The organism is Streptomyces sp. TLI_105, assembly GCF_900105415.1.
GTDB lineage: Bacteria > Actinomycetota > Actinomycetes > Streptomycetales > Streptomycetaceae > Streptomyces.
Window position 1 is genome coordinate 8,061,181 of the sequence record NZ_FNSM01000001.1, and the last position, 14,497, is coordinate 8,075,677.

7 protein-coding genes, 1 pseudogene and 1 riboswitch are annotated in these 14,497 nt (G+C 73.1%); of the genes and pseudogenes, 4 read left to right on the plus strand and 4 right to left on the minus strand.

Annotated features, from left to right (window positions below; all coding sequences use genetic code 11):
• The first annotated feature begins 518 nt into the window (after positions 1-518).
• Together BLW86_RS36640 and BLW86_RS36645 are read left to right on the plus strand one after the other, a co-directional pair.
• On the plus strand, positions 519-2,981 hold the full coding sequence (locus BLW86_RS36640; protein WP_093878006.1) for a GH92 family glycosyl hydrolase: 2,463 nt from the start codon (positions 519-521) through the stop codon (positions 2,979-2,981).
• A gap of 332 nt (positions 2,982-3,313) precedes the next feature.
• Positions 3,314-4,371: pseudogene (locus tag BLW86_RS36645) on the plus strand (IS630 family transposase).
• A 62-nt stretch (positions 4,372-4,433) separates the two neighbouring features.
• Here BLW86_RS36645 and BLW86_RS36650 read toward each other — a convergent pair.
• Positions 4,434-5,957: an acetaldehyde dehydrogenase ExaC gene (locus tag BLW86_RS36650; RefSeq protein WP_093878007.1), complete on the minus strand. Its 1,524-nt coding sequence runs from the start codon at positions 5,955-5,957 to the stop codon at positions 4,434-4,436.
• 44 nt (positions 5,958-6,001) lie between these two features.
• A complete protein-coding gene (locus tag BLW86_RS36655; RefSeq protein ID WP_256341565.1) occupies positions 6,002-7,501 on the minus strand; it encodes a GAF domain-containing protein in 1,500 nt (499 codons plus the stop codon).
• A 65-nt stretch (positions 7,502-7,566) separates the two neighbouring features.
• Positions 7,567-7,674, plus strand: a riboswitch (ZMP/ZTP riboswitch).
• A 28-nt stretch (positions 7,675-7,702) separates the two neighbouring features.
• Between BLW86_RS36655 and BLW86_RS36660 the strand changes: the two genes are divergently transcribed.
• Positions 7,703-8,557, plus strand: coding sequence for a bifunctional 5,10-methylenetetrahydrofolate dehydrogenase/5,10-methenyltetrahydrofolate cyclohydrolase (locus tag BLW86_RS36660; RefSeq protein ID WP_093878008.1), 855 nt, complete (start codon positions 7,703-7,705; stop codon positions 8,555-8,557).
• A gap of 449 nt (positions 8,558-9,006) precedes the next feature.
• The gene (locus BLW86_RS36665) at positions 9,007-9,783 is read left to right on the plus strand and encodes a hypothetical protein (protein WP_093878009.1); all 777 of its coding nucleotides are present in this window, start codon (positions 9,007-9,009) and stop codon (positions 9,781-9,783) included.
• Here the strand turns inward: BLW86_RS36665 and BLW86_RS36670 are convergent.
• Both BLW86_RS36670 and BLW86_RS36675 read right to left on the minus strand, forming a co-directional pair.
• Positions 9,764-11,164: an SWIM zinc finger family protein gene (locus BLW86_RS36670; RefSeq protein ID WP_093878010.1), complete on the minus strand. Its 1,401-nt coding sequence runs from the start codon at positions 11,162-11,164 to the stop codon at positions 9,764-9,766. The two genes, BLW86_RS36665 and BLW86_RS36670, sit on opposite strands and share 20 nt — an antisense overlap.
• The gene (locus tag BLW86_RS36675) at positions 11,161-14,259 is read right to left on the minus strand and encodes a DEAD/DEAH box helicase (protein ID WP_371129649.1); all 3,099 of its coding nucleotides are present in this window, start codon (positions 14,257-14,259) and stop codon (positions 11,161-11,163) included. The genes BLW86_RS36670 and BLW86_RS36675 overlap by 4 nt, the downstream gene beginning before the upstream one ends.
• Positions 14,260-14,497 lie beyond the last annotated feature (238 nt).

Genomic DNA, 14,497 nt, shown 5'->3' on the forward strand with positions numbered 1-14,497 from the left:
GGTGCCAGTCCCGTGGACATCGTAAGTCAGGCGTTGTCCACGTGTATCTGTACGGCCTCGGCGTGGAGATCACGGCACGTTCCGACAACGTCCTGAGCTGCGGGCTGACGAAGAAGCACGTGGACGCGCCCGAACTCCTGAAGGCCGTCCACTTCGCCATGCATCCGCCCCGTGCTGTCACCGTCCTACCCGACGCGGCCACTGGGGAGCACGTCTACCCGGCCCCCGTCGACGACTTCCGGCCCTCCCGCCTCGTACTCGTACGAGGAGAGGCGCCGCGCACTCTCACACCGCTGTCCTCAGCCCCTTCTGTGCCTCAGCGCCTCGGAAGGGCGCGCGGCGGGCCTCGGGCCGGCCGCGCCGTCTACGCGTCCGCGGGCGAGACGCTGCGGTCAAGGGCGGGGGAACGGTGTTTCCGCCACGGCCGGACTCGCCCCGGCCTGATCGACACGACACCCCAAGCCACCGGGACGCCAGAGCCCGGGCAGGACCAACACGTGGAAAGGAAGTGCTCCATCATGAACGCGCTCCGAAGAATCCGAAGAAGACGAGAGGGCCGTCCGGCGACCGGTCTCGGAGCAGCCCTGGTCTCGGTCGGGCTGCTCCTCCCGTTACTCGGCAGTCCCGCGGCGAGCGCGGCCTCCGTCCCGGCACCCCTTGTCCGGAACCCCGTCGCGTACGTGGACCCGCTGATCGGTACCGCCAACGGCGGCAACACCTACCCTGGTGCCACAATGCCGTTCGGGATGATCGGCTGGTCGCCGACCAGCACCGCGGGTGACCAGACCAACACCGCCGCCTCCAACGGCTACTCGTACAACACCACCCGGCTGCGCGGCTTCTCCCTCACCCACGTCAACGGCGCGGGCTGCCACCCGGGCGCGGCGGGCGACGTGCCGATCATGCCCTTCGTCGGGGACGTGGACTCGTCGCCGACCGCCGACACCAAGGACGCCACATACGCCGCGAACTTCTCGCACGCCGACGAGAAGGCTGAGCCCGGCCGCTACCGGGTGAGCCTCGACTCGGGCGTCACCACCGACCTCGCCGTCACGAAGCGGGCCGGCGTCGCCGACTTCACCTTCCCCCAGGACCGGCCCGCCAACCTGCTCTTCCGGGTCTCCAACTCCCTCAACGGCAGCGAGGACGCGCACGTCGACATCGACACCGCGCGACAGAAGGTCACCGGCTGGGTGGAGACCGGCGCATTCTGCGGCCGGCGTGCCAACGGCGGTACCCCCAACAACAACCGCAAGAGCTACTACCGCCTGCACTTCAGCGCCACCTTCGACCGCCCCCTCTCCACCGTGGGCACGTGGCACGACGGAGAGCTGAACCCGGGGGCCACCAGTGCCAGCGGCGGCGAGGGCTATCTGACCGGCGCGAGCCGGGCCGGCCGCGGCTCCGGAGGCTACGTCTCCTTCGACACGTCGGCCGACCCGGTCGTCCACATGCGGCTCGGCATCTCTTACGTCTCTCTGGCCGGAGCCGAGGAGAACCTGCGAACCGAGATCGCCCCGGCCGCCGGCGTCGAGGACGTGGCGCAGGCCGGCCGCAGGTCCTGGGACCAGATCCTCAGGAAGGTCCGGGTCGGAGGCGGCGACGAGGACCGTCTCACCGCCTTCTACACCGCGCTCTACCATTCCCTCCAGCAGCCCAACGTGATCAGCGACCGGGACGGTCGCTACGTGGGCATGGACCGAAAGGTCCACCGGCTCGCCGACGGCCAGGCGGCGCAGTACAGCAACTTCTCAGGCTGGGACCAGTACCGTGCCCAAGTGCAGTTGCTCGCCCTGCTCCAGCCGCGCGTGGCGGGCGACTTCGCCCAGTCGCTGTACAACTTCGCGCAGCAGAACGGCGGCGTCTGGGACCGCTGGGTGCACGTCAGCGGAGCCACCCATGTGATGACCGGCGATCCCTCGGCGGCGACCCTGGCGACCTTCTACGCCATGGGGGTGCGCAACTTCGACGTCCAGGGCGCCTTCGCCTCCCTCTACCGCCAGGCCACCGTGCCGCACCCCTCCGAACTCTCCTACGCGGGCTGCCCCGGCCAGTGCGAGGCCGCACGCCCCAACCTCACCGCGTACAAGCAGCTGCGCTACGCCCCGCAGGACCAGTGCTACTGCTGGGGCGGCGCCGCCGAGACGCTGGAGGCCTCCGTCGCCGACGCGGCCCTCGCGCAGTGGGCACAGCAACTGGGCCACGAAGAAGGGCACCGGGTGCTCAGCGAACGCGGCGGCTACTGGAAGAACGTGTTCAACCCCGCCGCCACCGCGGACGCCGGCTACATCCAGGCCCGCAACGCGGACGGCTCCTGGGTGACCCCCTTCGACCCGGCTTCCCAACACGGCTTCGCCCAGGGCAGCGCCGCCACCTACCTGTGGATGGTGCCCCAGGACGTCCAGGGACTCGCCACCGCCATGGGCGGCTCGGAGAAGGCAGCGACCCGCCTGGACGCCTTCTTCCACAAGCCTGACGGCTCCTGGTCCGTCCGCGGGGGCGACGCGCTGCGCTACGACCCCACCAACGAGCCCGGCATCCACGCCCCTTGGCTCTACAACGCGCTCGGCCGGCCGTGGAAGACCCAGGAGACCGTGCGCCAGATCGTCGACACCGTGTACGGAACGGGCCCCGCAGGTCTCCCCGGCAATGACGACCTGGGCACGATGTCGGCGTGGTACGTCTTCGCCACGCTCGGCATCTATCCGAAGGCACCGGGCTCGGGCGACCTGCTCCTCGGCACCCCGGTCTTCCCCGTCGCCGTCATCGCCGCCGCGGGGGACCGCGCCGAGATCACCATCGACGCACCCCACGCCTCCCGCACCACCCCGTACGTGCGGTCGGTGACCCTGGACGGCGCGCCCCACGCGTCGTCATGGGTGGATGCCTCGCTCGTGCGCCGGGGCGGCTCGCTCTCCTTCGTGGTGAGCGACCGGGCCGACACCGGCTGGGCGACCGACCCGGGCAGCCTGCCTCGCTGACGCTCTCCGGGGCGGCGCCGTGAGCAACGGCCGCCGTGGCCCGCGACAGCCACCGGGTCACGGCGACCGCGCGGCGGCGCCCCGCTTGACCCCGCGTCCCTTGCGTGGTCGGGCTCTACGCCTCTTGCTGCGGTAGCGCTCGGCCATGGCGGGCCGCACTCCGATTGGGTCAAGGCCGCAGGGGAAGCGCTGTATTGGCCGCCCCGCACCGGTTAGGTCCACTGTGGCTGGCGCGGGTCACCGACATTGGTACGCTCCAACAGCCAAGGTAGCTCTAGTGACCTGAGTCGAAGATTCGCCTTTTTTGGGCATGAGTCGTCCAAGGTCCGAAGATTCCGCTGTTGTCGGTCATTGATGCCCAGCGGGCGGTGCTGGAGGGCTGGTTGCGTCGCCGTACGACGGCTCAGGCTCTGGGCCCTGCGGTCGCGGATTGTGCTGGAGTGCGCTGAAGGCCACTCGATCACGGAGGTGTCCCGGCGGCTGCGGATCGCTCCGGACACCCTCCGCACCTGGCGGCGGCGCTTCATCGAGCGGCGCCTGGACGGCTTGTGTGACGACCCGCGGCCCGGTGTCCCGCGGAAGATCACCGACGCTGATGTCGAGCGGGTCATCGTCAAGAAGCTTGAGGAGGCGCCGAAGAACGCGACCCACTGGTCGATCAGGTCGATGGCCGCGGCGACGGGAATGTCGCAGTCGACGGTCTCTCGGATCTGGCGTGCGTTCGCCCTGGCGCCGCACCGGTCGCAGACGTTCAAGCTGTCGACGGACCCGCTGTTCATCGACAAGGTCCGCGACGTCGTCGGGCTGTATCTCGACCCGCCGGAGAAGGCCCTGATCTCTGCGTGGACGAGAAGTCACAGATCCAGGCCCTGGACCGATCCCAGCCGGTCCTGCCGATGATGCCGGGCGTTCCCGAACGCCGCAGCCACGACTACGTCCGGGCCGGCACGACTATTCCTTTCGCTGCCCTGAGGTCGCCACCGGCAAGGTGATCGGCTCCCTGCACCGCCGCCACCGGGCAGCGGAGTTCAAGAAGTTCCTCGCGAAGCTCGACAGGGAAGTCCCGGCCGATCTACAGGTTCATCTGATCCTGGACAACTACGCGACCGACATTAAGCGCCGGCTGCTGGCCCACCCCCGGTTCCGCCTACACTTCACGCCGACCAGCGCGTCCTGGCTGAACCTGGTCGAGCGGTGGTTCGCCGAGCTGATTCAGAAGAAGCTCAAGCGCGGCGTCCACCGCTCAGTTCAGGCCCTTGAGCGCGACATTCGGGCCTGGCTCGCCGACTGGAGCGAGCACCCCAGACCGTTCGTCTGGACGAAGACGGCCGACGAGATCCTCGACGAAGTCGCCGCCTACTGCCGACGAATCTCTAACTCAAATCACTAGATACATGCAGTTGTTGCCCCGTTAGCTCGAGCAGGTGCTCCGGGCGCGCCTCGCCGGGACGGTCAGAAGAAGCCGAGCCTCTTCGGCGAGTACGAGACCAGGAGGTTCTTGGTCTGCTGGTAGTGCTCCAGCATCATCTTGTGGGTCTCTCGGCCGATGCCCGACTGCTTATAGCCTCCGAAAGCACTGTGGGCCGGGTAGGCGTGGTAGCAGTTCGTCCAGACGCGGCCCGCCTGGATCGCGCGGCCCGCGCGGTAGGCGGTGTTCGTGTCACGGGTCCAGACGCCGGCGCCGAGGCCGTAGAGCGTGTCGTTGGCCGTGCGGATCGCGTCGTCGAAGTCGGTGAAGGAGGTCACCGCCACCACCGGGCCGAAGATCTCCTCCTGGAAGATCCGCATGCGGTTGTCGCCCTCGAAGACGGTCGGCTGTACGTAGTAGCCGCCCGCCAACTCGCCGCCGTGCTCGATGATCTGTCCACCCGTCAGGATCTTCGCGCCCTCCTTCTGGCCGATCTCCAGGTAGGAGAGGATCTTGCGGAGCTGGTCGGCGGAGGCCTGCGCGCCGATCATCGTGTCCGTGTCCAGGGGGTGGCCCGGGACGATCTTCTCCGTGCGGGCGATCGCCGCTTCCAGGAAGTCGGCGTAGTGGCCGCGCTGGACGAGGGCGCGCGAGGGGCAGGTGCAGACCTCGCCCTGGTTGAGGGCGAACATCGTGAAGCCTTCGAGGGCCTTGTCGCGGAAGTCGTCGTCCGCCGCCCACACGTCGTCGAAGAAGATGTTCGGTGACTTGCCGCCGAGTTCGAGCGTGACGGGCTTCAGGTTCCGCGAGGCGTACTCCATGATCAGTCGGCCGGTCGACGTCTCGCCCGTGAAGGCGATCTTCGCCACGCGCGGGCTGGATGCCAGCGGCTTGCCGGCCTCCTCCCCGAAGCCGTTGACGACGTTCAGGACGCCCGGCGGCAGCAGGTCCGCGACCAGGCTCAGCCAGAAGTGCACCGAGGCCGGGGTCTGTTCGGCCGGCTTGAGGACCACCGCGTTGCCCGCGGCCAGCGCCGGGGCCAGCTTCCAGACCGCCATCAGGATCGGGAAGTTCCACGGGATGATCTGCGCGACGACGCCCAGCGGCTCGTGGAAGTGGTACGCCACGGTGTCGTCGTCGATCTCGCTCAGCGCGCCCTCCTGGGCCCGCAGCGCCCCCGCGAAGTAGCGGAAGTGGTCGATCGCGAGCGGGATGTCCGCGGCGAGCGTCTCCCGCACGGGCTTGCCGTTGTCCCAGCTCTCGGCGACCGCGAGCGCCTCCAGGTTCCTCTCCATGCGGTCCGCGATCCGCAGCAGGACGGCCGCCCGCTCCGCCGGCGCCGTCCGTCCCCACGCCGGGGCCGCCGCGTGCGCCGCGTCGAGGGCGCGTTCCACGTCCTCGGCGGTGCCGCGCGCGACCTCCGTGAAGGGACGGCCGTCGACCGGGCTGGGGTTCTCGAAGTAGCGGCCGCCCGCCGGAGCGACGTACTCACCGCCGATCCAGTGGTCGTAGCGGGCCTGGTACGACATGAGCGCGCCCTCGGTACCGGGTGCGGCGTAACGGGTCATGGGCATGGCCTCCCTCGGACGCGCCGGCCGTCCCTGGCCGGCGCTCACGCCCGAGTGTGGTGAACCGTACGTTGCAAGTCCGTTGCACCGGCGGACAGTTCCGCCTCCAGAGAGTCGAGCCTCGCCCGTACGGGAGGAAGCTGCGGCGCCGGTGTCGCCGCGCACAGCGCCCGCCAGACCACCACGTCGTCCTCGCCCCACGCGCTGTACGCCCAGTCGGCGAGCAGCCCGGGATCGCCCCGGTCCACCAGCGCCGCCCGCAGCCGGTCCGCGAGCCGCTCCCGCAGCCGTACCACCCCGGGCGCGGTCGACGCGGGGAGCAGCGGGCCCGCGTACTCCCCGGCAGCCGCCGCGACGGCCCCCGAGGCGAGCCTCCGGTCGACCGTCGCGAAGTCCGCGTCCACGGGCGCGGCGAGCCGGTACGGCCGCGATCGCAGCACGTCGGGGCCGAGCAGCGCGCGCAGCCGGGACAGTTCCGCCCGCAGCGTCACCGGCGTGACCGACCCGTCCTCGTACAGGAGGGTGAGGAGCTCGTCGCCGCCCACCCCCTCCGGTCGGTGCGCGAGGACCACCAGGATCTCGCTGTGACGGCGGCTCAGCCGCAGCCGCCGCCCGCCCACCGAGAGCACTGCCCCGTCCCGGCCGAGTGCCGACAGCCTGATCCGCTCCGGGTCCGGGGCCGGTCCGAGCAGGGCCAGCTGGGACTCGGCCGCGCGGGCCACCGCCTGGACGAAGCCGAGGCTGTGCGGGTGCGCGAGCCGCTCCCCGCCGGTGATGTCGACCGCGCCGATCACCCGCCCGCTGTGCGGGTCGTGCACGGGGGCCGCTGCGCAGGTCCACGCCCGCACCGGACGCCGGAAGTGCTCGGCGGCGACGACCTGCACCGGCCGGTCCACGGCCAGGGCCGTGCCCGGCGCGTTCGTCCCGGCCGCCGCCTCCGACCAGCGGGCCCCGGCGACGAAGTTCATCCCCCGGGCCTTGCGCAGGGTGCCCGGGTGCCCTTCGACCCACAGCATGCGTCCGGCGGCGTCGCAGACCGCGAGAAGATGCTCGCCGTCCGTCGCGTACGCCCCCATCAGCTCCCGGATCACCGGCATCGCCGCGGAGAGGGGGTGGGCCTCCCGGCACGCGGCGAGCTCGTCCTCGTCCAGTTCCACCCGCGCCGCCCCGTCAGGGCTCACGCGCGCGCGTACGGACCGGCGCCAGGACGCGGCCACCAGCGGGCGGGCCTCCCGGGCGGGCAGGTCGGCGTCCGTGCCTGGGTGGGCGTCCGCGCCCGGGCCGGTGCCCGTGCGTCCGTCGGTGCTTCGGCCGGTGCTCGTGCCCCGGTCTGCCGATGCGCCCCGGGTGGTTGTCGCACCCCGGGCGGTCGTCGCACCCCGGCCCGCCTTCGGGCGGGGAGAGGCTTCCGCTCCCGGATCCGCCGCCGGTGCCCGTTCCGGCCGTGGCTCCGCGGCCACCCACACATCGCTCAACTCGGCCTCCTCGTCGAGGTCGTCCCGGCCCGTCGCGCTCATCGTGGTGCGCCCGCGGGCACCCGACAAGCCACCTCGCACCACGGCATGCGCACCCTGTCCGGGACCGGCCCCCGACCGCTCACGTAGAGTGGGGTCCGGGCCGTGACTGGCGCTTGAGGTGGATCACCACCGGGGAGCGGCCCGGCGGAGCGTGCCGCAGCGGCGCGACCGTGCCGATGCCGTGCGCCTGGGCGAACCACCGGTCAGAGACGACGCCCAGGAGTTTCCATGTCCACCAGCACCGCCACCCTCATGGACGGCACGGCCCTCGCCCGCCGTACGGTCGAGGAGACCGCCGCCCGAGCCGCCGAGATCACCCGCCGCACCGGCGTCACGCCGTGCCTCGCGACCGTCCTGGTCGGCGCGGACCCGGCCTCCGTCACGTACGTGAAGATGAAGCAGAACCGCTGCGCGAAGGCCGGAATCCGCTCCAAGCACGTCGAACTGCCCGCCGAGACGACGACCGAGGAGCTCGTCGCCGCCATCACCGCCCTGTCCGAGGACCCCGAGGTCCACGGCATCCTGCTCCAGCACCCGGTCGGCCCCCACATCGACGAGCGCGCCGCCTTCGAGGCCATCGCCCCCGAGAAGGACGTCGACGGCGTCACCATGGCCTCCTTCGCCGCCATGGGCTTCGGCCTGCCCGGCTTCGTCTCCTGCACGCCCGGCGGCATCATGCGCCTCCTCGACGCCTACGACGTCGAACTCAGCGGCAAGCGCGCGGTCGTCGTGGGTCGCAGCGCCATCCTGGGCAAGCCGGCCGGGCTGCTCCTCCTCGGCCGCGACGCCACCGTCACCTACTGTCACTCCCGCACCCAGGACCTCTCCTCGGTGGTCCGTGAGGCCGACGTCCTCGTCGCCGCCGTCGGGAAGCCGAACTTCATCAGGGGCGAGGACATCAAGCCGGGCGCCGTCGTCATCGACGCCGGCTACAACCCGGGCAACATCGGCGACGTCGACTTCGCGTCGGCCGCCGAGCGTGCCTCCCTCATCACCCCGGTGCCCGGTGGTGTCGGCCCCATGACCATCGCCGTGCTCCTCGCCCAGACGGTCGAGGGCGCGGAGCGCCAGCTCGGCCTGTAGGCGGCTGTGACCGGGCGGCGGCGGTGACGGGGGAGCGGCGGGGGCGCGAGCGCGCGCGGTCGGCGATCGTCACGATTCTGTACAGGTCGAGGCCGGCGGCCGGTGAAAGCTGGCCGCGCCGCCGCCGAACGGCGAATCTGGTCCCTGTGTCCCACCCGCCGACCGCCACTCCGCAGCCCGAACCGGGCCGCCCGGGCCCGCCCGGTCCCACCGATGCCGATACGGGCCCTTCGACTTCCCTCGGTACGGATCCCACTGTCACGGATCCCCCCGCCACAGGTCCCACGGACACGGGCTCTCCGACGAGTCCGAACCCGATCGGATCGAGCGCAGCCGCATCGATCGCACCCGACTCCGCCGAACGTCGTCCGATCGAGTCCCTCACGGTCGAGTCCCTCACGGTCGAGCGCCTCGCGACCGGTGCCGAGTCCGCGTGGTCGGCCCGTTTCGTGCGGCTCGGCGCGGCCCGGCCGGGGCCGGCGGCGCGGCGCGCCCGCTGGTTCGGTGTGCCGCTCGTTCCGCTGCTCACGGCCGCCCTGGTGGCCGGCGCCTTCCTGACCGCACAGGGCGGGACGGCAGGTGGCGGACTCGCCGACGGCCCACCGGGCGGGGACGCGGCCGGCACGCCGGCCCCCGTCGTCACCGGCGAGACGGGACAGGCCGTCCCCACCCCGACGGCCGGAGCGGGGACGGCCGACACGCCGAGCGCCGGAACGTCCACGAACCCCACGCCGACGAGCGCCACGCCGAAGCGGACGGCAGCCGGAGACCGGGCCGGGCAACCACAGGGCAGTACGTCACCGGCCCCTTCCCGCTCCCGGAGCACCGACCCCGCCACCGGCGCCACCCCGTCCGGCAGGCCGACGGGCGCTCCGGCGCCCGAGCGACCCGTCTCCTACGAGGCGCTGCGCGTCGGCGACTGCTTCGACATGGACCGCGACGCGCCCGGCACCGCCCTCCGGCGGCGCTGCGACACGCCGCACCAGGGCGAACTCGTCGTCCGCCCCCGTCTGGTCGGCACCTTCGCCACCGATGAGGCGGTACGCGAGGCGGCCACCGTGCTCTGCCGCGAACCGCTTCGCCGTAAGGCCGCCCGGCAGCCGCTCGGCACGCGCTGGACGACCTTCGTGCAGTACCCGTACCGGACGAGCTTCCTCCTCGGCGAGGACACCGTCGCCTGCAGCCTGGCCGTCACCAGCGGCACGCTCAGCCATCCGCTCCAATAGCACCGGGCCCGGGGGCACCGGCTTCACCGGCACCGGCGGCGAACGCCGTCGCCAGAGCCGCCGCCGGGTCACGGTCCGACGGGCCGGCCGGGGACCAGCGGACCCCGGCCTTCACGTACGGCCACCAGCGCCCGTCCTCGCCGAGCCGCAGTTGCGCGTCGGCTCCCACGGCCGTCCACCGCGCGCCGCCCGCGCGCCGCAGCGCCGGGCGATCATCCTCCGCCCACGCCTCGGTGAGCCGGACCGCGGCCCGTTCCAGTGCCTCGGCGTCCGGTGTCCACTCCTCGTCCAGTACGGCGAGGGCGGCGGCGCCGCCGAACCGCCACGCGCGCGTGGCCGGCTCCAGCTCAGCCCGCGACCTGCCCGAGCCGCCGGCGAGCCGCGCCGCGATCGAGGGAGCGGGGGCGCCCGCCGAGAGCCGTACCGCGTCCTGGGCGACCGTCAGGCGGGGCGGACGCGGCAGGCCCGCCCCGTCCGGAGCGCTCCCGTCCCCGCCACCCGTCAACTCGCCGAGCAGCCGGTGCGCGAGTGCCGCCGCGTCGGCCGCGAGGAACTCCAGGGCCGCAGGGTCGACCCCCGGCTCCGGCGGCGTGTCCGTGTCCAGGGACGGCGGCCGACCCGGCACGGCCGGGGCGACCGGAGGGGCGGGCAGCGGCGCCACGAGGAAACCCGCCGCGAACGCCTCCTCGGCCGACACGCCGGGCATCCCGCCGGCCTCTCCGAGCCCGCCGCCCGGCGCGCCGCCGGTCTGCGCCCCGCCCCGCGCGGACGGCGCGGCGGCCCGTGCCGTACTGCGCGCCTGCAGCTGCTCCAGAAGGGTGCGCTCGCCCCGCCCGCGCATCAGGAGGAGCACGAACGGGTCCTCGTCGAGGAGGCGGGCGACCTGGTAGCAGAGCGCCGCCGTGTGCGGACAGTGGTCCCAGGCCTCGCAGCCGCACTCCGCGTCGAGGTCCCCGATGCCCGGCAGCAGGTCGAGCCCGGCGGCCGCCGCGTCCTCCACCAGGTGCGGCGGCATCTCGCGGTCGAGGAGCGCGGCGATGTGACCCGCGCTGTCCACGGCGAGGTCGAGGAGCCGTTCCCACTGCTCCTCCGAGAACTCCCGCACCAGCACGTCGCCGCGGTACGCCGTGCCGTCGTGGTCCTTGACCACCGCGGTGATCCGGCCGGGCCGCACCGAGACGGCGCCCACCGCCCCCGCGCGCGCGTGCCGCCGTCCCGCCTTGAGCTGCTGCCCGTCGAGCGCCGTGTCCTCCAGGGCCTTCAGCCATGCCCGTCCCCACCAGGTGCGGGTGAACCCGCCGCCGTGCGCCGGCGGCAGCGCCTCGAAGGTCCGCTCGTCGTCCCCGTGCCCGTGGCCGCGCCCTTGTCCGTACTCGCTCATCGTCCGTCCCCTCGCAGTCGCACCAGCTCGGCCAGTTCGGCATCGGTCAGTTCGGTCAGCTCCGGCGGGGCGCCCCCGCCGGTTCCGAGGACGGTGTCCGCCAGCTCGCGCTTGCGGTCGAGCATCGCGGCGATCCGGTCCTCGATCGTGCCCTCGGCGATGAGCCGGTGGACCTGCACCGGCCGGTCCTGCCCGATCCGGTACGCGCGGTCGGTGGCCTGTGCCTCCACGGCCGGGTTCCACCAGCGGTCGTAGTGCACGACGTGTTCGGCGCGGGTCAGGTTGAGCCCCGTACCGGCGGCCTTCAGGGAGAGGAGGAAGACCGGGACGTCCCCGCTCTGGAAGCGGGCGACCATCGCCTCCCGTTCGGCGACCGGCGTGCCGCCGTGGAGGAACTGCGTCCGCACGCCCCGCGCCGCGAGATGCGCCTCCAGGAGCCGGGCCATCCCCACGTACTGGGTGAAGACCAGGGTGCACGCGCCCTCGGCGAGGATCGTGTCGAGGAGTTCGTCGAGCAGCTCCAGCTTGCCCGAGCGGCCCTCGATCCTCGGCCGCTCCTCCTTGAGGTACTGGGCGGGGTGGTTGCAGATCTGCTTGAGTCCCGTCAGGAGCTTCACGACGAGGCCGCGGCGCTCCATGCCGTCGGCTTCGGCGATCGCCGCGAGGGTCTCCCGCACCACCGCCTCGTACAGACCGGTCTGTTCGGGCGTGAGGGAGACGGTCCGGTCGGTCTCGGTCTTCGGCGGCAGCTCGGGGGCGATCCCGGGATCGGACTTGCGCCGGCGCAGCAGGAAGGGGCGCACGAGGGCGGCGAGCCGCGCGGCGGCGGCCGGGTCCCGCCCGTCCTCGACGGCGGCGGCGAACCGGGTCCGGAAGGCGCCCAGACCGCCGAGGAGCCCAGGCGTGGTCCAGTCGAGGATCGCCCACAGCTCGGAGAGGTTGTTCTCCACCGGCGTGCCGGACAGCGCCACGCGTGCGCGTGCCCCGATGGTCCGCAGCTGACGGGCCGTCGCCGAGTACGGGTTCTTGACGTGCTGTGCCTCGTCGGCGACGACGAGCCCCCAGTTCCGGGCGGCGAGCCGCTCGGCGTCCAGCCGCATGGTGCCGTACGTGGTGAGCACGAAGCCGCCGTCGGCGAGCTCCTCCAGGTCACGGGCCGCGCCGTGGAAACGGCGCACCGGAGTGCCGGGCGCGAACTTCTCGATCTCCCGCTGCCAGTTGCCCATGAGCGAGGTCGGGCAGACGACGAGGGTCGGCCCGGCGGACGCCGGGTCGGTCTGCCGGTGCAGATGCAGGGCGATGACCGTGATCGTCTTGCCGAGTCCCATGTCGTCGGCGAGACAGCCGCCGAGGCCGAGCGAGGTCATCCGGTGGAGCCAGTCGAGTCCGCGCAGCTGGTAGTCGCGCAGGGTCGCGGCGAGCGCCGCCGGCTGCGAGATCTCCGGGCGGCCGCCCTCGGGTTCGGCGAGCCGCTCCCGCAGGCGCTCCAGCCAGCCCGTCGCGGCCACTTCGACGGGGCGCCCGTCGACCTCGGTCGTGCCGGTGAGGACGGCCGAGAGGGCGTCCACCGGTGTGACCTTGCGGTCCTGCTGGGCCCTGGCCCGGCGCACCTCGGCCGGATCGACGAGGACCCAGCGGTCGCGCAGCCGTACGAGCGGCCGTCCCGCCTCGGCGAGCCGGTCGAGCTCGGCCCGGGTGAGCTCGTGGTCGCCCATGGCGAAGCGCCAGTTGAAGGCGAGCAGGGAGTCGGCCGCGAGGAAGGAGGGCAGCGCGGAGGCGCGGGCGCCGCTGGTGGTGTCGGCGGGGTTCGCGGCGCCCGTGACGTCCATGCCGAGGCCGAGGCCGTCACGGAGTACGGAGCCCCCGGCACCGAGACCGACGTCGTCCCCGCGCCCGGGGTCCCCGGCGCCGCCTTCTGTTCCCTCCGGGCCGATCACCGCGCGGGCGGTGAGCCGGTCGGCCGGCTCACGCGGCCAGTGGACCTGGACGCCCGCCGCCGCGAGGGCCGTGGCCGCCGGGCCCAGGAGCTCCGCGACCTCCTCGTCGGCGAGTTCGACCGTGTCGGGCACGGCGGCCGACAGGAGCGGGGACAGCGGAGGCCAGGCGCGGGCGGCACGCCGGAGGGCCAGGAGGGCGTCCATCCGGGCCCGGGGCCCGAACGCGGCCCCGGCGCGGCCGGATCCCGCCCACACCTCCGCCGCGTCCGCGACCAGGGCAGGATCGGCGACCCCGTGCAGCTGGAGCACCGCGCGGAAGGCGGGCGCCTCCCGGGATTCCGTGGTGAAGCCGGGCAGTTCGAGCCGGAGCGAGAGCCGGACGCCGGCGTCGTGCACGGCCGCCACGTCGGCGGCCCATGCCCGCTGTTCGGGAACGGTCTGCGGTGCTTCGGCCGCGAAGGCGGGCCCGCCGGCGGCCAGTGGGGCCGCCGGGGTACGGGGCAGCGTGTCGGCCACCGCGTCGGCGAAGGCACGCAGCAGCGCCTCGGGCTCGGGCAACAGCAGTACTGGTTCGTCGTCGGACAGAGGCGCGTCGTCGGTCGGGGGTACGGGGGCGGACAGGGGTACGGCGTGCGCGACGGGCGGCATCGACGCGGCGAGCGTGCGGAGTTCGGCCAGTTCCTCCGGGCCGAGCGGTCCGACGCGCCACGCGTCGTGGTCGCCGGGCGTGAGGCCGGGCAGCAGCAGGCCGCGCGCGACGAGGTCCAGGGCGAACAGGGACGCGGCACCCCAGAACGCGGTCGCGGGGGAGGCGGCGTCCGAGAACCGGGCGCGGGCGAGGAACGGCAGGGCGTCCCGTACGGACAGGGTGCGGGCGGCGACGGTCATGGCCTGGAGCGAGTCGCCGTCGACGACGGTGATCTCGGTGTCGCCCGGGTGACCGGCGCGGCCCGGGTGCGCGGTGTCGTCCGCGTCTCCGGCGTGACCGGCGTGGGCATCCGGCAGGGGCTCGCCGTCCGGTGACCAGAAGGCGATCCGCCCGGCGCGGGGCGGATCGGCGGGCAGGAAGACGGCGGAGTGCCGGAAGAGTTCGGGCGAGGGGGAGAGGTCCTGGGCGGGTTCGCGGGCGGAATCATCGGGTCCGTGCGAGAGCGACAACGCATTCCTCAAATTTGACTACCTGGAGACCGAGTCGCCGAGGATACCCCACGAAGTCGCCGGATGTGGGAGCCCTTCAAGTGATCCACGACACAACTGCCCGCCTCTCGTGGAGGGGTGGGGCTCGCCCCACCCCCGCCCCCCGGTGTGCCCCCGGCGGTGGACGGGTGGTGACGCCATGGCCCCGGAAGGTCACGGATCCGTACGTTCTCGGTAGGCGCCCAGAGACCAGAACCGG